19 protein-coding genes are annotated in these 17206 nt (G+C 34.5%); 8 read left to right on the forward strand and 11 right to left on the reverse strand.

The window, feature by feature from the left end; translation table 11 throughout:
• Positions 1-21: 21 nt before the first annotated feature.
• The gene (locus ABD963_RS10065) at positions 22-426 is read left to right on the forward strand and encodes a BT0820 family HAD-type phosphatase (RefSeq protein ID WP_345276842.1); all 405 of its coding nucleotides are present in this window, start codon (positions 22-24) and stop codon (positions 424-426) included.
• A gap of 3 nt (positions 427-429) precedes the next feature.
• Here the strand turns inward: ABD963_RS10065 and ABD963_RS10070 are convergent, their stop codons facing one another.
• A complete protein-coding gene (locus tag ABD963_RS10070) occupies positions 430-1698 on the reverse strand; it encodes an acetyl-CoA hydrolase/transferase family protein (RefSeq protein ID WP_345276843.1) in 1269 nt (422 codons plus the stop codon).
• Between the two features lie 120 nt (positions 1699-1818).
• On the opposite strand from ABD963_RS10070, the gene map reads away from it, so the two are divergent.
• Genes map through ABD963_RS10085 form a run of 3 tightly spaced genes read left to right on the forward strand, consistent with a single transcriptional unit; the run spans position 1819 to position 3731 of the window.
• The gene (gene map / locus ABD963_RS10075) at positions 1819-2637 is read left to right on the forward strand and encodes a type I methionyl aminopeptidase (RefSeq protein ID WP_345276844.1); all 819 of its coding nucleotides are present in this window, start codon (positions 1819-1821) and stop codon (positions 2635-2637) included.
• Between the two features lie 2 nt (positions 2638-2639).
• Positions 2640-2957: a cupin domain-containing protein gene (locus ABD963_RS10080; protein WP_345276845.1), complete on the forward strand. Its 318-nt coding sequence runs from the start codon at positions 2640-2642 to the stop codon at positions 2955-2957.
• A 6-nt stretch (positions 2958-2963) separates the two neighbouring features.
• Positions 2964-3731, forward strand: a complete 768-nt coding sequence (locus tag ABD963_RS10085; protein WP_345276846.1) for a class I SAM-dependent methyltransferase — start codon at positions 2964-2966, stop codon at positions 3729-3731.
• Here the strand turns inward: ABD963_RS10085 and ABD963_RS10090 are convergent.
• Positions 3728-4702, reverse strand: a complete 975-nt coding sequence (locus tag ABD963_RS10090; RefSeq protein ID WP_345276847.1) for an FAD:protein FMN transferase — start codon at positions 4700-4702, stop codon at positions 3728-3730. The two genes, ABD963_RS10085 and ABD963_RS10090, sit on opposite strands and share 4 nt — an antisense overlap.
• Positions 4703-5080: a Na(+)-translocating NADH-quinone reductase subunit F gene (locus ABD963_RS10095; protein ID WP_345276848.1), complete on the reverse strand. Its 378-nt coding sequence runs from the start codon at positions 5078-5080 to the stop codon at positions 4703-4705. It abuts the gene before it with no gap.
• Between the two features lie 65 nt (positions 5081-5145).
• Here ABD963_RS10095 and ABD963_RS10100 point away from each other — a divergent pair, with 65 nt between their 5' ends.
• Positions 5146-5598, forward strand: a complete 453-nt coding sequence (locus ABD963_RS10100) for a Na(+)-translocating NADH-quinone reductase subunit F (protein WP_345276849.1) — start codon at positions 5146-5148, stop codon at positions 5596-5598.
• Between the two features lie 62 nt (positions 5599-5660).
• Here ABD963_RS10100 and nqrF read toward each other — a convergent pair whose 3' ends face one another.
• The 6 genes from nqrF to ABD963_RS10130 are packed head-to-tail and all read right to left on the reverse strand — an operon-like array spanning position 5661 to position 11720.
• A complete protein-coding gene (gene nqrF, locus ABD963_RS10105) occupies positions 5661-6968 on the reverse strand; it encodes an NADH:ubiquinone reductase (Na(+)-transporting) subunit F (protein WP_345276850.1) in 1308 nt (435 codons plus the stop codon).
• A gap of 1 nt (position 6969) precedes the next feature.
• Entirely contained in the window at positions 6970-7707 is a 738-nt protein-coding gene (gene nqrE / locus ABD963_RS10110) for an NADH:ubiquinone reductase (Na(+)-transporting) subunit E (RefSeq protein ID WP_345276851.1), read from the reverse strand.
• A 34-nt stretch (positions 7708-7741) separates the two neighbouring features.
• Complete coding sequence (locus tag ABD963_RS10115) at positions 7742-8389, reverse strand: NADH:ubiquinone reductase (Na(+)-transporting) subunit D (RefSeq protein ID WP_345276852.1); 648 nt, start codon at positions 8387-8389, stop codon at positions 7742-7744.
• Positions 8390-8392: 3 nt separating this feature from the next.
• A complete protein-coding gene (locus tag ABD963_RS10120; RefSeq protein ID WP_345276853.1) occupies positions 8393-9139 on the reverse strand; it encodes a Na(+)-translocating NADH-quinone reductase subunit C in 747 nt (248 codons plus the stop codon).
• A gap of 2 nt (positions 9140-9141) precedes the next feature.
• Positions 9142-10365, reverse strand: a complete 1224-nt coding sequence (locus ABD963_RS10125) for an NADH:ubiquinone reductase (Na(+)-transporting) subunit B (protein WP_345276854.1) — start codon at positions 10363-10365, stop codon at positions 9142-9144.
• Positions 10365-11720, reverse strand: a complete 1356-nt coding sequence (locus ABD963_RS10130; RefSeq protein WP_345276855.1) for a Na(+)-translocating NADH-quinone reductase subunit A — start codon at positions 11718-11720, stop codon at positions 10365-10367. The genes ABD963_RS10125 and ABD963_RS10130 overlap by 1 nt, the downstream gene beginning before the upstream one ends.
• Positions 11721-11886: 166 nt before the next feature.
• On the opposite strand from ABD963_RS10130, the gene ABD963_RS10135 reads away from it, so the two are divergent.
• Positions 11887-13137, forward strand: coding sequence for a type IX secretion system plug protein (locus ABD963_RS10135; RefSeq protein ID WP_345276856.1), 1251 nt, complete (start codon positions 11887-11889; stop codon positions 13135-13137).
• Positions 13138-13244: 107 nt separating this feature from the next.
• Complete coding sequence (apaG, locus tag ABD963_RS10140) at positions 13245-13631, forward strand: Co2+/Mg2+ efflux protein ApaG (protein WP_237231250.1); 387 nt, start codon at positions 13245-13247, stop codon at positions 13629-13631.
• A 57-nt stretch (positions 13632-13688) separates the two neighbouring features.
• Here apaG and ABD963_RS10145 read toward each other — a convergent pair whose 3' ends face one another.
• Positions 13689-14681 (reverse strand): DUF6695 family protein, encoded by a 993-nt coding sequence (locus ABD963_RS10145; protein ID WP_345276857.1) that lies wholly within the window; start codon positions 14679-14681, stop codon positions 13689-13691.
• A complete protein-coding gene (locus tag ABD963_RS10150; RefSeq protein ID WP_345276858.1) occupies positions 14674-15399 on the reverse strand; it encodes an NRDE family protein in 726 nt (241 codons plus the stop codon). The genes ABD963_RS10145 and ABD963_RS10150 overlap by 8 nt, the downstream gene beginning before the upstream one ends.
• Positions 15400-15551: 152 nt before the next feature.
• Here ABD963_RS10150 and pruA point away from each other — a divergent pair, with 152 nt between their 5' ends.
• A complete protein-coding gene (pruA, locus tag ABD963_RS10155; RefSeq protein WP_345276859.1) occupies positions 15552-17180 on the forward strand; it encodes an L-glutamate gamma-semialdehyde dehydrogenase in 1629 nt (542 codons plus the stop codon).
• Positions 17181-17206 lie beyond the last annotated feature (26 nt).

Below are 17206 nucleotides of genomic sequence, written 5' to 3' on the forward strand. Positions count from 1 at the left end.
AAACTCAAGTCTTTATTTTAAATGAATTTTAGCCACAGATTAATAATTGCCGTAGATTTTGATGGTACCATAGTAGAGGATGCTTATCCAAAAATAGGTAAACCCATGATTTTTGCTTTTGAAACTCTAAAAAAGTTACAAGAAAAAGGGCATATGCTTATTTTATGGACTTACAGACATGGAGATAGGCTTGATGAGGCTGTAAAATTTTGTGAGGAAAACGGTATTATATTTTACGCTGTTAACGACAGTTACCCTGAAGAACATTTTAACAACAACAGTAGTAGAAAAATCCATGCAGATTTATTTATAGATGATAGAAATGTTGGGGGATTTCCTGGTTGGGGTGAAATTTACCAACTACTTACTAATGAAACACCTCAAATTCCCCAAAAGAAAAAAAGTTTTTTAGACTTTTTTAAATAATTACTAAATCATCAAGTCATAATAAGCTTTATCAATGGTTTCTCTATGGTCCGGGTGGGCAATATTTACTAATGCCTTCACTCTATCTTTAATGGTTTTCCCATACAAATTCGCAATTCCATACTCAGTTACCACATAATGTACATGAGATCTAGTGGTTACAACTCCAGCACCCGGTTTTAGTGATGGCACTATCCTACTCATACCCTTTTTGGTTACAGAAGGCAATGCTATAATAGCTTTTCCACCCTCACTTAAGGATGCTCCTCTAATATAATCCATTTGACCACCTACACCAGAGTACATTTTTGCACCAATAGAATCTGCGCAAACTTGACCAGTAAGGTCAACTTCTATGGCCGAATTAATAGCTACCATTTTAGGGTTTTGTTTAATTATTGAAGCATCATTTACATAGTCTGAAGCTCGCATTTCAATAAAAGGGTTATCATCAACATAATCGTATAAACGTTTTGAGCCAACTAAAAAAGTAGCTAAGGCACGCCCAGGATTAATAGCTTTAAAATCTCCGTTTATAACATCATTTAAAATTAAATCAATAACACCATCAGAAAACATTTCAGTATGCAAACCTAAATTTTTATGATTAGTTAGTCTTGATAATACAGCATTTGGAATACTACCAATACCCATTTGCAAAGTGCTCTCGTCTTCAATTAAACTGGCAACAAAATCACCTATTTTATTCTCTGTGGCCGTTGGTTCACCCAAATAATGTGTAGGAATAGGCTCATCGCATTCAACAAATAAATCTATTTCAGTATGGTGAATAATACCATCACCATGAGTCCGAGGCATTTGTTTGTTTACTTGTGCTATTACAATTTTAGCATTATCTATAGCTGCTAAAGTAGCCTCAACTGAAACACCTAAAGAACAATATCCGTGTTTATCAGGTACAGATACATGAATAAAAGCCACATCTAAAGGGAGAATATTTCGTTTAAACAATAATGGCAATTCACTTAAAAAAACAGGTGTGTACGAACCATTACCAGCTGTTAAAGTGTGACGGACATTGTTACCTATAAAAAAAGAATTAACATGAAAACTATCTTTATAATTTGGGTTTGCATAGGGTGTTTCTCCTTCAACATGCAAATGGCAAATTTCAACATTACGCAATTCTTCATGTCTTTCTACTATAGCTTTCATTAACAATTGAGGAGCCGCCGCTGCTGCTTGAATATATATCCTGTTATTTGATTTTATAACTCTTACAGCCTCCTCTGCACTTACAATTTTATACATTTTGTACAATAATTTATACAACAAAATTATCCAATAATAAGCTAAAAAAACCTGTCAAAAATCATAAATCACAAAAATCAATAAAACTTAATTTAAGTATCTTTGCTATTATTTTTAAATATGATAGAAGTAAAAACGAGAGAAGAAATTGAATTAATGCGCGAAAGTGCTTTAATAGTGTCTAAAACACTTGGCGAAATAGCCAAAGCCATTAAGCCAGGAGTAACCTCCCTTCAATTGGATAAAATTGCAGAAGAATGTATAAGGGATCAAGGAGCGATTCCAGGATTTTTAGGACTTTACGATTTTCCTAACACACTATGCATGAGTCCCAACAGTCAAGTGGTTCATGGAATCCCCAATTCGGAACCTTTAGTTGAAGGCGATATTATTTCCATTGATTGTGGCGCTTTAAAAAATGGTTTTTACGGCGATCATGCTTATACTTTTCCTGTTGGTGAAATAGCTCCTGAAACAGCAAAACTTCTTCAAGTAACAAAAGAATCACTTTATATTGGTATTAGAGAATTCAAAGCAAATAATCGTGTAGGCGATGTTGGTTTCGCCATTCAAAAATATTGTGAAGACCATGGTTACGGAGTTGTTAGGGAATTAGTTGGGCATGGTTTAGGCAAAAAAATGCATGAAGATCCAGAAATGCCAAATTATGGTAAACGTGGTCGAGGCAAAAAATTTGTCGAAGGTATGGTAGTGGCTATAGAGCCCATGATAAACATGGGAACACACCGTATAAAGCAACACAGAGATGGATGGACCATCACGACATTAGATAATAAACCCAGTGCGCATTTTGAACATGATGTAGCCCTTATTGATGGTAAACCTGAATTACTTTCTACCTTTGCATACATTTATGAAGCATTGGGCATTGAAAGCAATGAAGAGGAAGAATTTCGTAAAGAAGCAATAATTTTATAGTTATGAATTTTAACATTTTTGAAATTCCAAAAAAACAATTAACCAAAGGCATATCGGGCAGATATGTTCACTCTGAAAATATGACCATAGGCTTTGTGAGTATCGATAAAGGTTCCGTCATGCCTGCGCACTCGCATATGCATGAACAAACTACTCAAGTAACATCAGGGAAATTAGAAATGACTATTGATGGTGTTAGGCAAATCTTAGAACCTGGAAACATTACTATTATTCCTTCAAATGCCGTGCATAGCGCTATTGCTATAACCGACTGCGAGGTAATCGATACATTTTGCCCTGTGAGGGAAGATTATAAATAATCTCCATTGAAAAAACTTTTCAAGTTTATACTAAACACTATTCCCAGAACTTTGCTTATTAGGTTGAGCTATGTTGTTCGTCCTCTTTTAGTAGTTTTATTAAAAGGAAATAAATTTACAGACCCCATCGACGGTAAAAGTTTTAAAGCCTTTTTACCTTATGGTTATGGGAACCAGCGAAACAATGTACTATCGCCATCTAGCCTTTCTTTAGAAAGGCATCGTTTACTTTGGTTATATCTTAAAAATGAAACAGATTTCTTTTCAGCTCAATTAAAAGTTTTACATTTTGCACCAGAGCAAGCTTTTTACAAGCGCTTCAAAAAAATGGAAAATCTCGAATACATTACCACCGATTTAAATTCGCCATTAGCTGATGTAAAAGCTGATATATGTGATTTACCGTTTGAGGACAATGAATTTGATATTATTCTTTGCAATCATGTTTTAGAGCACATTCCAAATGATACTAAAGCGATGCAAGAACTATACAGAGTTTTAAATGTTGGTGGAATGGGAATTTTTCAAATACCTCAAGACTTAAGTAGAGAAAAAACTTTTGAAGACAATACGATAACCGATAAAAAAGAGCGGGCTAAAATTTTTGGACAATATGACCACGTTCGGGTTTACGGTCGTGATTATTTTGATAAACTACGACATATTGGTTTTAAAGTTGAAGAAGTAGATTATACTTCAAAAATTTCAAATGAGGACATCAAAAAGTATTGTTTAGCTAAAGGGGAAATAATCCCTGTTGTTTATAAAAATTAATTTTCTGGAAATCCGTTTAACGAGAGGGTATCAAATTCATTTTTATCATTTTCAAAAATTAAAAACACTTTAAGTTCGTGGTGGTTTTTTAAAAAATCCTTCACTTTTTCTATACCCATAGCTTTAAAAGCTGTTGCATATGCATCGGCAGTCATGCAATCCTCAGCAATTACAGAAATACTTAATAAGTTAGTTTTACTAGGGTAACCCGTTTTAGTATCAATTATGTGAGCATATCTATTACCGTTTTCATCAATTTTAAATTTTCTATAAGTTCCCGAAGTTGCCATGGCTTCATCTTGTAAACTTATTGCCTTTAAAATAGATTGAGTACCATCAAAATGAGGCATCTCAACCCCTACTTTCCAAGAACTTTGCTTTTCAACATTGATACCTCTAACTCTAATCTCACCTCCAATTTCTACCAAATAATTTTTCACGTTTTGAGACTCTAAAAACTCCCCTATCACATCAACCCCATAGCCTTTTGCAATAGCATTAAAATCTATGAAAGCATCTTTTGGCTTCTTGAGAGTCTTTTCATTTATAATTATTTTATTAAACCCAACCGACTGCATTAAGCTATCAATTTTCAAACTATCTAGATTAATTATACTGTTTTCTGGCCCAAAATCCCAAGCATTGACCACCGCGCCTATAGTAGGATCGAAGGCACCATCCGTCTCATAAAATATTTGTTTAGAAGCATTAAAAACATTTTCAAAATAAACATCCATATCAACTTCCTCATTTCTATTGATTCTTGAAATTAGGGAATTGGTTTGATAGGTAGATAACGATTTATTGAGATTGTAAAATAGGCTATCAAATTCTTCTTTATAATTAATTTCAGAATCATAAATAATTGAATAACCTGTGCCAAAAATCTCACCAGATAGTTTGGTGTTCTTTAATTCCTTTTTACAAGCTAAAACTGAAAGTGCAAAAAATATTAGTAATAATTGCTTCATTTAATTTAAATTAGTCTCTAAAACCTGAATACCATTGTACTCCATTAAGTATGCTTCATTCAAATAAATGGGTGCATTTTCATCATTTACATTACCAATTCCAACACCTGCATACAATACTTTGGCATCTTGTTCACGAGCGTGCTTTTTAAACGATTCCATCCAAATTACATCATAATTGTTCGGATTTTCGGGAAGAATAACCGCCCTAACAATGACAAAATAATATTGTTTATTCTTATCAATACAAACAAACTGCGGATGTTTTTTTAGTTTACTGTTAACGGCTATAAACTCAAACCCGCGTTGCTCTAGGTCTTTTCCAACGTGGTTCATGGCTAAATTATGTAGTTCTTGTTCTGTTAGCGGTTTATTCATTTTACAAAAATAATATTAATAATTTAGATAAATTTTGTATTTTAAAATCAAAAAATAAAATTGATATGCAATCTTCACCTCGTTTGGAACAAGCCATTCAAAAGCTCTACGTGGCTTTTCACAATAATGAATTAAATCCTGAATGCTGTAAGCAATGTGCTGTTGGAAATATTCTAAACAAAACTGATAGCTGGAAACACCTTTCAGATCATCATGGATCTACAGAGTTAAACTATATTGGTAAAGTACATCAAACTCTTGGTAGAAAATTTAATGGCTATACCCCTTTGGAATTGTTGAAAATTGAAGCCACTTTCCTTAAGGCTTGTGGGTATCAATTACCTCTTCACCACAAAAATAACAAACCAGAACATCCTAAGGATAAAGATATTTTATTTAATGGCTTATGTTCTGTCATTCAGCTTTTATGTGAATTTGACAATGTCACTAATATTATGGATTATACAAAACTATTTGAGTACAAAAATAATGACTCCCCTAGGTATGAATTAATTTAAAAACATTGCATAAAAAAACCAACTCCATTTGAGTTGGTTTTTTTATATTTTGATTTAAGTTTTTAACCCCCAAAATCATCGAAACGTATGTGTTCATCTGGTATACCAAAATCTTCTCCCATTTTTTGAACCGCTTTGTTCATTAATGGAGGTCCACAGAAATACAATTCTATATCTTCTGGAGATTCATGTTTACTCAAATAATTATCAATTACACAGTTGTGTATAAACCCTACAAAACCATCTCCAGGGGCATCAATATCTTCCTTAACTTTCCAATTATCCTCAGGCAATGGTTCAGATAATGCTAAGTAAAACTTAAAGTTTGGAAAATCCTTTTCTAATTGTTTAAAATGATCTAAATAGAATAATTCACGCTTAGAACGACCACCATACCAATAGGTAACTTTACGATTCGTTTTTAATGTTTTGAACAGGTGATATAAGTGCGAGCGCATGGGCGCCATACCAGCACCTCCTCCAACGTATAACATTTCGCTTTCAGATTCATTTATAAAGAATTCACCATAAGGTCCTGAGATAGTTACTTTATCTCCAGGCTTTTGAGCGAATATGTAAGATGAAGCTATACCCGGGTTTACATCCATCCAACCATTTTTGGCACGATCCCAAGGTGGTGTAGCTATACGCACATTCAACATAATTTCACGCCCTTCTGCTGGGTAAGAAGCCATGGAATATGCTCTCTCTATCGTTTCAGAATTTTTCATTACCAATGGCCAAAGACCAAACTTGTCCCATTCAGCTTGAAACTTATCAGGGGTTTCATGCTCTTCAGGATGAGCAGTAATATCGATATCTGAATATTTAATCTCACAAGGAGGGATTTCAATTTGAATGTATCCACCAGCTTTGTAACCCATATCCTCTGGAATTTCAACAACAAATTCCTTGATAAAAGAAGCTACGTTATAGTTTCTTACAACTGTTGCTTCCCATTTTTTAATACCAAAAACTTCTTCAGGTATAGTGATATCCATGTCTTGTTTTACCTTAACTTGACAAGCTAAACGCGCACCATGTTGCAATTCTTTACGAGTAAAGTGTGGTGTTTCAGTTGGTAAAGCTTCACCTCCACCAGATAGCACATGGCATTCACATTGAATACAAGTACCACCACCCCCGCAAGCCGATGGTAAGAATATTTTTTGATTTCCTAAAGTAGATAATAAACTTCCACCTGAAGCTACTTCTATTTCTTTTTCACCATTAATGGTAATTTTTACGGGTCCGGAAGGTGACAATTTTTGCTTTACTACTAAAAGTAATGCGACTAACAATAGTGTAATGACCAAAAAGGCTGTTACGGTTGCTATTACTGTTCCTAATGTGCCTGCTGCTAAAATCATACTATTCGTTTACTTTTGTTGTGTTATTAGCTATCACTTTATCTTTTTCTAAATCTTCTTGAGACTTTTCAATTTTTGCGGTTTTTTCTTCTTTTGGAGCATCATCACCGCCCGTAAGCATACCTCCAAAACTCATAAATCCAATAGCCATTAAACCTGTTATGATAAATGTAATTCCCAGACCTCTTAAGGCTGGTGGCACATTGGAATATCTTATTTTCTCACGGATAGCTGCTATGGCTAAAATAGCCAAGAACCAACCAATACCCGAACCAACGCCATAAGTTGTAGCTAGTCCTAAAGTTGGGATTTCACGAGATTGCATAAATAAAGAACCTCCTAAAATGGCACAGTTTACCGCGATTAGTGGTAAAAAAATACCCAATGAATTATATAATGAAGGTGAAAATTTTTCAACTACTATTTCAACCAACTGTACCATGGTTGCTATAGTTGCTATAAACATGATGAATGAAAGAAAACTCAAATCAAAACCTGAATAACCTTCACCGTTTGAACTACCATCTAACCATTTTAAGGCACCAGGTTGTAATAAATATTGGTCCAATAGCCAGTTTAATGGCACTGTGATAGCCAATACAAAAATTACTGCCGCGCCTAAGCCAACAGCTGTAGTTACTTTTTTTGATACTGCTAGGTAAGAACACATTCCAAGGAATGTAGCAAATACCATATTATCAATAAATATTGATTTGAAAAATAATTCTATATGTTCCATTTATTCTTGATTATGAATTCAGAATTCTGAATTATTAATGATCTTCTATTAGTGCTTTATTTCTACTGCGTTGTACCCAAATAATGATTCCAACAACTATGAGTGCCATAGGTGATAATAACATAAATCCGTTGTTTTCATAACCAATAGCATAGAGTCCTGTTTTTTCGATTGGATCTCCTAAAACTTTAAATCCTAATAATGTACCAGAACCTAATAATTCTCTGAAAAACCCAACGATGATGAGTATAAGTCCATACCCCGCCGCATTACCAATTCCATCTAAAAATGAGCGCCAAGGACCATTACCTAAAGCAAAAGCCTCAAAACGACCCATGATGATACAGTTAGTAATAATCAGCCCAACAAAAACGGAAAGTGTTTTACTCAATTCGTAAGCAAATGCTTTTAAAACTTGATCAACAATAATTACTAAAGCTGCAACTACAACCAATTGCACAATAATTCTAATTTTGGAAGGAATGATGTTTCGCATTAAAGAAATAACTACGTTTCCTATACCCAAAACAAATAATACAGAAATCGCCATTACAATAGAAGCTTTCAATTCTGCAGTAATTGCTAAAGCGGAACAAATACCAAGAACCTGAATGGTAATTGGGTTATTATCTGCCAATGGATCAGTTATTAACTTTGCGTCTTTTTTTGATAAAAGTCCCATAGATTAGTCGTTTTTTAAGTTTTCAAAATAAGGAACGTATAGCTTCAAATCACTTTTTATCATAGCGGAAACTCCGTTACCAGTAATCGTTGCACCAGCAATAGCATCAACTTCATTATCTGTTTTATCTTCGTTTTTTGGATCTGCATTACCTTTAGCCACATCGATACCTACAAATTTTCCTTGAGACTTTAAATGCTCACCAATAAAATCATCCATAAAATAACGTTGTGTAATGTTAGCTCCAAGACCAGGTGTTTCACCTTTGTGGTCAAAATAAGCACCTTGTACCACCATGTTTTCATCCAAAGCTACATAAGCCCAAATAGCATCCCAAAGTCCTTTTCCATAAATGGGAGCTATGTAATAGGTTTTACCATCTTTTTCTCCAACAAATAAAGGTAGTTTTCTAATATTTCCCGCTTTGGCACTTGCTTGTTCTTTTTTAATATCAATCAAATAAGCATTTTCATCTTCACTTACTTTATCACCTTCAATTACAATTTGTTTTTTGATGTATTTATTAAACAATTCTGGAGCATCTTCGGTAGAAACGAAATTAGCACTGCTTTCATCATTTTCATTTACACCCATGGCGTACAAAATGTTTTGTTGCTTTTCTAATCGTTTATTTTCATCAATATTGGGCTTTAAGGATGAAGACGCAAATGCTAATAAAGCACCTACTAATAAAACCATCCCTATGGCGAATATTATGGTATATGAATTTTTGTCTGTTCTAGCACTCATAATTAAGCAGTTTTAACTTTAAGACGTTTCATTCTTTTCTTCACATTTCCTTGAACCACATAATGGTCAATTGTAGGAGCAAATACATTCATTAATAAAATAGCTAAAAATACTCCTTCTGGATAGGCTGGATTAAATACGCGAATCATAATAGATATAAAACCTATTAAAAAACCATAAATCCATTTTCCTTTGTTAGTTTGAGAAGCAGTAACAGGGTCAGTAGCCATATAAACCGCACCAAATAAAATACTTCCTATAATGAGGTGTTGCCAAAAAGGAACACTCATTAACCCGTAAAATTTACTGGTCTCTGCAATCCAACCTGAATCAACAATAAAATTGAAAATTAACCCCATAGTTAACGCACCAATTAATGTTGAGAAAATAATTCTCCAACTACCTATTTTAGTGAAAATTAAAAATAAGGCACCAATGATAATCAAGAATTTAGATGTTTCCCCCACAGAACCAGGTATTAAACCCCAGAACATATCCCAATAATCATAAACTACTGAGTTCCCTTGGGCATAAGCACCTAATATGGTTTCACCAGAAATAGCATCCAAGTTTTCACCTGCAGCTATGGCTTGATCTCTAGCTACAGCGCCATGCACCCAAACTTTGTCACCAGACATCCACGTTGGATAGGCGAAGAATAAAAATGCTCTTATGGTTAATGCCGGATTTAAAATATTCATTCCTGTACCTCCAAACACTTCCTTACCAATCACAACACCAAACGCAACAGCTACAGCTAACATCCATAAAGGGATATCAACAGGAACAATTAATGGCACCAGCATACCTGTAACTAAGTAACCTTCTTCTACCTCATGTCCTTTGATGATGGCGAACAAGAATTCAATTCCTAAACCAACCCCATAAGAGACAATAACTAAAGGTAATACTTGCCAAACTCCAACCATAAGGTTGTCTAGAGTCCAAAATGAAGCCCCTAAAAAGCCCTTAGCAGATTCAATTTCACCCAAGGCAAAATAGTGTTGATAACCCGCATTGAACATACCAAATATCAAACATGGCACTAAGGCCATTATGACCGTATTCATGGTACGTTTTAAATCATCTGCAGCTTTTATATGGGTACCGCCATGAGTAGTTTCATTAGGTAAATATAAAAACGTGTGTAGAGCGGAAAAAGCAGGCAACCACTTTTTGTCTTTATTTTTTTCCTTAAAATTATGTAATTTTTCTTTTAAACCCATTATCCTATTTCTTTAAGCATTAAGTCTAAACCTTGTCTAATAATTTTTTGATGTGGTTGTTTAGACACACAAATAAATTCTGTTAATGCAAAATCTTCTGGAGCCACTTCGTACATACCCAAAGCCTCCATTTCATCTAAATCTTGGTACATACAAGCTTTTAGGATTTGCATAGGGTACATGTCCAAAGGAAATACTTCTTCGTAACTTCCTGTTACTACAAAAGCACGATGTTCTCCGTTAGTATTTGTATTTAAATCGTATTTTTTATTGGGTGTTAACCATGAGAATGTTAACGCTCTTGAAGTTGAAACTTTGTCAAAAACAGGCTTATTCCATCCAAAAAATTCATAGTCATCACCTTCAGGAATTACCGTAATCACATTACTGTAGTAATCTAAAGAACCATCTGGCTTAATTTCCTTTCCAGTTAAAACATTCCCTGAAATGATGCGCACATGGGCATCTTTTGAAATCCCTTTATCATAAACCATAGTAGCAACTTCACTACCAATTTTTGTTTTAAAATATCTGGGTTTTTCAATAGATGAACCTACTAAAGCAACTATGCGGTCAGCATTAAATTTACCTGTTAAAAGCAACTCCCCAATAATGACTAAATCTTGGGCATTCACAGTCCAAACGATTTCGCCTTTATTAATAGGATCAATTTTATTTATTAAAGTACCTACATTTCCAGATGGGTGAGGCCCAGAAACTTTATGAAGAGTTATCCCTGTTAATCCAGCCAATGGTGAGTTTCCTTTTTTGGCAACAGAAACATGGACTTTACCTTCGGTAAGTTTTCCCAAAGCGGTTACTGCTGCTTGTAATTCTGCTTCTTTTCCTTTTAATGTAAAATCTAAATCGGCAGCTAAAGGAGCACTCGCATACCCTGAAATAAAAATAGCTTTTGGCGATTTATCAGGATTTGCTATGACATCATAGGGACGTTGCTTGATGAACGGCCAACATCCTGATGCCAATAAATGTGATTTAATACTTTCGGCAGTAGCACTATCTAAATTGAATTTACCAAAATCTTCGTAATCTTGGGTTTTATCTGCTTCAATCTTGATGGCATCAATCCGCCTTTTTGGTCCACGAATTACTTCAACAACTTTTCCTGAAACTGGAGACAAAAATTTAACCGCTTCATGGGATTTATCGTAAAATAAAGCACCACCAGCTTTTACTGCTGTACCTTCTTTTGCGACAAGTTTTGGAGTAACACCGTGAAAATCCTCTGGTCTTATGGTGCAATAATTGCTTATGACTGCTTGTTCTACAGTTTTTTCAGCTTCACCCTTAAGTTTAATGTCCAGACCTTTTTTAATACGAATGTCGTTTGACATATTATGTTTATTGAAATTAGTTGTCTAAAAATCGGGGCAAAAATACGAATTAATAGCTATAATATTCATTCAAATAATTCAACTTAATTTATTTATATTCATTCTAAATAACAAATATCACTTAGGCATAGATTTTGTTTATCTTTACACTCAAAACCTCATTAAAATGTTGTTAAAACTTAAACAAATTTTATTTTTTGTTTTTATTCCAGTCCTTGTCTTTTCGCAGGTTGAAGAACAAAATCCACCAGATTATATAAAAACCATCAACTTTAAAGGCAACACCCCAGAAACTCAATTGCCTATTTTAAAATTAGGTGAGTATGTAGTTTTGGAATTTGATGCTTTAAATGGTTTAGAAGAAGATTATTACTATAAAATTGAGCATTTTAATTTTGATTGGACACCATCGGTTTTAATGAAGTCTGAATTTCTTGACGGTTTTGACAATCAGCGCATTAGAAATTACGAAAACTCATATAACACCTATCAAATTTATTCGCATTACGAACTTACCATTCCCAATGAATTTACTAAAGCACTTCGTGTTTCTGGTAATTATATCCTTTTTATTTACAACTATGATGATGAGCTCGTTTTCTCAAGAAAATTTATGATTTATGAAGATTTGGTTGATGTTGGTGTAACGCTTAAACGAGCTCGCGATATTCAATTTATTGAAGAAAAACAAAGGGTTGAATTGGTTATTTCATCAAACAAAATCCAACTCAACAACCCCATACAAACTGTAAAAGCACTTATCGTTCAAAACAACAATTTAAAAACAGCTATTTCCAATGTAGCTCCTCAATATACGATTGGCAATCAGCTGATTTATAAATATGACATTGAGACCAGTTTTTGGGGCGGAAATGAATATTTCTATTTTGAAAACAAGGATATAAGAGCCGCTAACACTGGTATTCAATACATCGATTTACAAGATTTATATCATAATTACTTATTTACCAACATTCCAAGAGCCAATAGGCCCTACACTTATAACCCTGATATTAATGGCAACTATGTGATTTTAAACATCGATGCTGAAGACGTCAGTATTGAAGCTGATTACGTTTGGGTACATTTTTCATTACAAGGAAATGAATCATTAATAGGTAAAAACATTCATGTGTATGGTAATTTTAATAACTACACCACCGATGAAAGTACGAAAATGACTTACGATGAAAAAAACCAAATATTTAGGAATACCATGTTATTGAAGCAAGGGTTTTACAATTACAAGTATGTTACAGTGAATAAGGACAATACTATAAATGAAGGTTACATTGGTGGCAACTTTTACCAAACCGAAAACAATTATAAAGTATTGGTGTATTACAGAGATTTAGGTGCTCGATACGATAGGATCATTGGCCTTGGTGAAGGCACTTCGGTTAATATCTCGAATTAAAATGACCGTTTAACTAATTTTTACATCAAACACGTTAAAATTTAACCACAACTGTTATATATTTCTTATTTTAGCAACCGTAAACATATGGTTTATTAATAGTTAAGATGGTTCAACAAGTAACAAGAGGCATAAAAATTTCGGTAGAAACAACCTATGAAGGCTCATTTTATAAAAACTATAAAATTCAATATGCCTTTGGTTATACTGTTACTATTGAAAACCAAAGTAAAGATTCAGTTCAATTGAATGCACGTCATTGGGAAATTCTTGATGCCTTAAACAACGTTGAAACGGTATCTGGCGAAGGCGTTATTGGTAAAAAACCGGTTTTAAAACCAGGCGAATCACATACTTACACTTCCGGCTGTTTATTAACCTCTCCTTTTGGGGCAATGCAAGGTCATTACAGTATGGTAAATTTTACCACAACCAAAAAGTTTAAAGTTACCATACCAACCTTTAAGCTAAGCGCCCCTTTCGCTATAAACTAAAACGTTTTTGCGATAAGCGAAGTTAATTGAAATTTTCACAAAGTCAAATTAAACATATCAACCTATTCTTTCAAACCTGTAAACCCGTTCATTCTGCTTTACATGAAAAAACTTGCAGTTGGAGTAATGAATAAATTCAAACTCCAAATCATAATCAAACGAGTCGTCATCAACCACAAACCTATCATGCACATCAATATTTCCGTGAGGCGAAATACGCTTAAAATGGTATTCTACATCATGCCCAATTTTATGCAATTCAAACCAAGCGCCCGCAGCTATACCTGGCAACCATTGGGCATTTTCATGTAAATCATCAATAGGTTTAGGTTTTAAAGTCCCAACAAAGTTTGGTTCATGATCTCTCAGCTTATCTAAAAAACAACGAATATTTTCACTTCTTTGGGAACCGTTGAATTTCGAAATTACGCCTGTTTGAGAAACTTCATAAACATGATTTTCGGTATCGGCTAAAACTACGTTTCCCACGGTACTGGGTGTGAACCATTTAGACTTTTCTAGTCTCTTTTTAATGGTGATATCAGTTACGGATGCAATTAAACTATCGGTAACAAAACGCGCACAATTGCAGGCATCTTTTATAAAAGCGGCATACCTAATAAAATGTTTATTTTGCATGTTGGTTATGTGCGCTCTGGCTTTTTGATAGTCGACTGCATTACAAACCGAGGCTATTAATTTGCCATCACCATGGGTTAATTTAGGGTGTGTTGCCAAAAATTCTAAAATGTCATTTAGATTTTTAATAGTGTCGTCTTGAATATCAGCCTTTAAAGGGAAATCCAATTCATTATCGGTATCCTTGCCTCTTACTCTTCCAGTGGGTTCGGGTGTAATGTAACGTCCAAAATCATGATATTCAAGATCTCCAGTTTCTTTATTTATAAGGACCAAAGCGGCATGACCCGCGCGTAAATAATTTTTCTTGCCAACGCCTAAATATCGCAGAAAAGGAGAATACCACTCATCAGCAACCATAACAATAGTTTCTGGGTAAGCCAATGTTAAAATAATACCCGTGTTACTCATTAATTAGTTGGGAAAGATTGAATGTTTCGTTTGAAACTAATTTATTACGAAGATTTTCGTAGCGCATTCCAACTATGTTATTGATCTTTTCAACTTGAGTAATACTGGTGGTTCTTACAAACCCTCTGTTCATAATAACACCATAATCTTCATTTCCTTTGCCAGCTGTTTTATGGAATTTTAATAGCGATTCGGGGCTTAACTCATTCTCAGATTTAAAATTCTCAAACCATTGCGAACGTTCTATTCTCATTTTTTTTGAATACAGAGTAGATGACGACCATATTCTTGATTCCAAAGGCAATTCTTTAAAATGGGTTTGAGTACCATCCCAAACCAATTCATAAAATATTAAAATAGTATTCCAATCTGCAATCACCAAAGTAAAAGGCTCAATATTATCAAAATTGTAGGTTTCTACAAAAGAAACCAAATAGTCAGCAACCATAAAATCATGTGCTACGATACCCCTGCTTTTTCTGTATGAAGCTTTACGTTCATGTATTTCAAATCCGCCATTAAGCACACAAACTAGTCTGTTGTTTGCGCTTACACCAATCCATGTACCACCAGATTGTTCGTCCTTTGGGTATAACAAATTAGTGTTTTCAATATTGTAAAAACTTGGGGGTAAAGAGATTCTGTTTGGAGCTTCATCTCTGTTAGACGTTAAAATAAAATCATTTTTCCCTTTCGGAATCAAGGTTACTGTACACATAGGATTAATGGGTCATAAAACAGATGTGCAACTTACAAAAATAAACTAAATATTAACAGTTATTTGACAGAGGCACATCCCTTATTTTGATTTAAAAATTCGTAATTTTGCATCGTATTTTATGAATTTTCAATAACAAAAAACAAAAAATCATGGGAAAAGGCTTTTTTAATGTACCAATTGCTGTAAATGAACCTGTAAAATCTTATGCTCCCGGAACGCCTGAAAGAGAAGCCGTTTCAAAAGCATATAAAAGCATGTTTAACAGTAAAATTGATGTGCCTTTATATATAAATGGTGAGGATGTAATTACTGGAAACACCCGAACCATGTCACCACCTCACGATCATCAACATGTAGTTGGAACCTATCATTTAGCTGAAAAAAAACATGTAGAACTTGCTATTTCAACTGCTTTGGAAGCCAGAAAAACATGGAGCCAAATGCCGTGGGAACATCGTGCCGGTATATTTTTAAAAGCTGCGGAATTAATTGCTGGACCATACAGGGCCAAAATTAATGCAGCTACCATGATTGCACAATCTAAAACCATACATCAAGCGGAGATTGACGCAGCTTGTGAGTTGATTGACTTCCTACGTTTTAATGTGCAATACATGACCGATATTTACATGGAACAACCCGAAAGCACCAGTGATGCTTGGAATCGGATAGAGTATCGCCCATTGGAAGGATTTACCTATGCAGTTACACCATTTAACTTTACCGCTATAGCTGGAAATTTGCCTTCCTGTATGGCTTTGATGGGTAATGTGGTGGTTTGGAAACCAAGTGACAGTCAAGTGTATTCAGCAAAAGTAATCATGGATGTATTTAAAGAAGCTGGTGTTCCTGCAGGCGTTATAAACGTAGTGTTTGGAGATCCAGTGATGATTACCGAAACCGTTTTATCGAGTCCAGATTTTTCTGGTTTACATTTTACAGGCTCAACGTTCATCTTTAAAGAACTTTGGAAGCAAATAGGCAACAATATACACAACTATAAAACCTACCCAAGAATTGTGGGTGAAACTGGGGGAAAAGATTTCATCATCGCTCACAAATCGGCCAACGCTAAACAAGTATCCACGGCTATTTCCCGCGGTGCTTTTGAACTTCAAGGTCAAAAATGTAGTGCAGCATCCAGGGCATACATCCCAAAAAGTTTGTGGGGCGATGTAAAAAAATATCTTTTAGAAGACATCAACTCCTTTAAAATGGGCTCTCCTGAAGATATGGGGAATTTCATTACTGCGGTAATTCATGAAGGGTCTTTTGATAAATTGGCTAAGTATATCGACCAAGCCAAAGCAGATAAAGATGCTGAAATTATAGCAGGTGGTGGTTATGATAAAAGCAAAGGCTACTTTATTGAACCAACCGTTATTTTAACAAGCAATCCAAAATACACCACCATGTGTACCGAGTTGTTTGGGCCTGTTATTACCATTTATGTTTATGAAGATGATGCCTATGCAGAAACCCTAAAACTAGTTGATGAAACCAGCGAATATGCCTTAACTGGAGCTATTTTAGCTACAGACAGATACGCGATTGTTCAAGCTACTGAAGCCTTACAAAATAGTGCTGGTAACTTCTACATTAATGATAAGCCTACTGGGGCTGTTGTGGGTCAACAACCTTTTGGTGGTGCTAGAGCATCTGGAACCAATGATAAAGCTGGTAGTGCTCAAAACTTATTACGTTGGGTATCGCCAAGAATGATTAAAGAAACCTTTGTAACCCCAACGGATTACCGATATCCTTTTTTGGGTAAATAAAAACCATCTTAAGATATAATATAAAA

The sequence above is a fragment of the Litoribaculum gwangyangense genome, from assembly GCF_039543505.1.
Taxonomy (GTDB): Bacteria; Bacteroidota; Bacteroidia; order Flavobacteriales; family Flavobacteriaceae; genus Litoribaculum; species Litoribaculum gwangyangense.

What these genes read in the sequence shown, in the direction of transcription:
- ABD963_RS10095 (WP_345276848.1), bottom strand. Translation starts at nt 5,080, where the DNA reads ATGAATAAACCGCTAACAGAACAAGAACTACATAATTTAGCCATGAAC.
- pruA (WP_345276859.1), top strand. Translation starts at nt 15,552, where the DNA reads ATGGGAAAAGGCTTTTTTAATGTACCAATTGCTGTAAATGAACCTGTA.
- nqrF (WP_345276850.1), bottom strand. Translation starts at nt 6,968, where the DNA reads ATGATTTTAGCAGCAGGCACATTAGGAACAGTAATAGCAACCGTAACA.
- ABD963_RS10100 (WP_345276849.1), top strand. Translation starts at nt 5,146, where the DNA reads ATGCAATCTTCACCTCGTTTGGAACAAGCCATTCAAAAGCTCTACGTG.
- ABD963_RS10120 (WP_345276853.1), bottom strand. Translation starts at nt 9,139, where the DNA reads ATGAGTGCTAGAACAGACAAAAATTCATATACCATAATATTCGCCATA.
- ABD963_RS10065 (WP_345276842.1), top strand. Translation starts at nt 22, where the DNA reads ATGAATTTTAGCCACAGATTAATAATTGCCGTAGATTTTGATGGTACC.
- ABD963_RS10090 (WP_345276847.1), bottom strand. Translation starts at nt 4,702, where the DNA reads ATGAAGCAATTATTACTAATATTTTTTGCACTTTCAGTTTTAGCTTGT.
- ABD963_RS10150 (WP_345276858.1), bottom strand. Translation starts at nt 15,399, where the DNA reads ATGTGTACAGTAACCTTGATTCCGAAAGGGAAAAATGATTTTATTTTA.
- nqrE (WP_345276851.1), bottom strand. Translation starts at nt 7,707, where the DNA reads ATGGAACATATAGAATTATTTTTCAAATCAATATTTATTGATAATATG.
- ABD963_RS10125 (WP_345276854.1), bottom strand. Translation starts at nt 10,365, where the DNA reads ATGGGTTTAAAAGAAAAATTACATAATTTTAAGGAAAAAAATAAAGAC.
- ABD963_RS10080 (WP_345276845.1), top strand. Translation starts at nt 2,640, where the DNA reads ATGAATTTTAACATTTTTGAAATTCCAAAAAAACAATTAACCAAAGGC.
- ABD963_RS10130 (WP_345276855.1), bottom strand. Translation starts at nt 11,720, where the DNA reads ATGTCAAACGACATTCGTATTAAAAAAGGTCTGGACATTAAACTTAAG.
- ABD963_RS10145 (WP_345276857.1), bottom strand. Translation starts at nt 14,681, where the DNA reads ATGAGTAACACGGGTATTATTTTAACATTGGCTTACCCAGAAACTATT.
- apaG (WP_237231250.1), top strand. Translation starts at nt 13,245, where the DNA reads ATGGTTCAACAAGTAACAAGAGGCATAAAAATTTCGGTAGAAACAACC.
- ABD963_RS10135 (WP_345276856.1), top strand. Translation starts at nt 11,887, where the DNA reads ATGTTGTTAAAACTTAAACAAATTTTATTTTTTGTTTTTATTCCAGTC.
- ABD963_RS10115 (WP_345276852.1), bottom strand. Translation starts at nt 8,389, where the DNA reads ATGGGACTTTTATCAAAAAAAGACGCAAAGTTAATAACTGATCCATTG.
- ABD963_RS10070 (WP_345276843.1), bottom strand. Translation starts at nt 1,698, where the DNA reads ATGTATAAAATTGTAAGTGCAGAGGAGGCTGTAAGAGTTATAAAATCA.
- map (WP_345276844.1), top strand. Translation starts at nt 1,819, where the DNA reads ATGATAGAAGTAAAAACGAGAGAAGAAATTGAATTAATGCGCGAAAGT.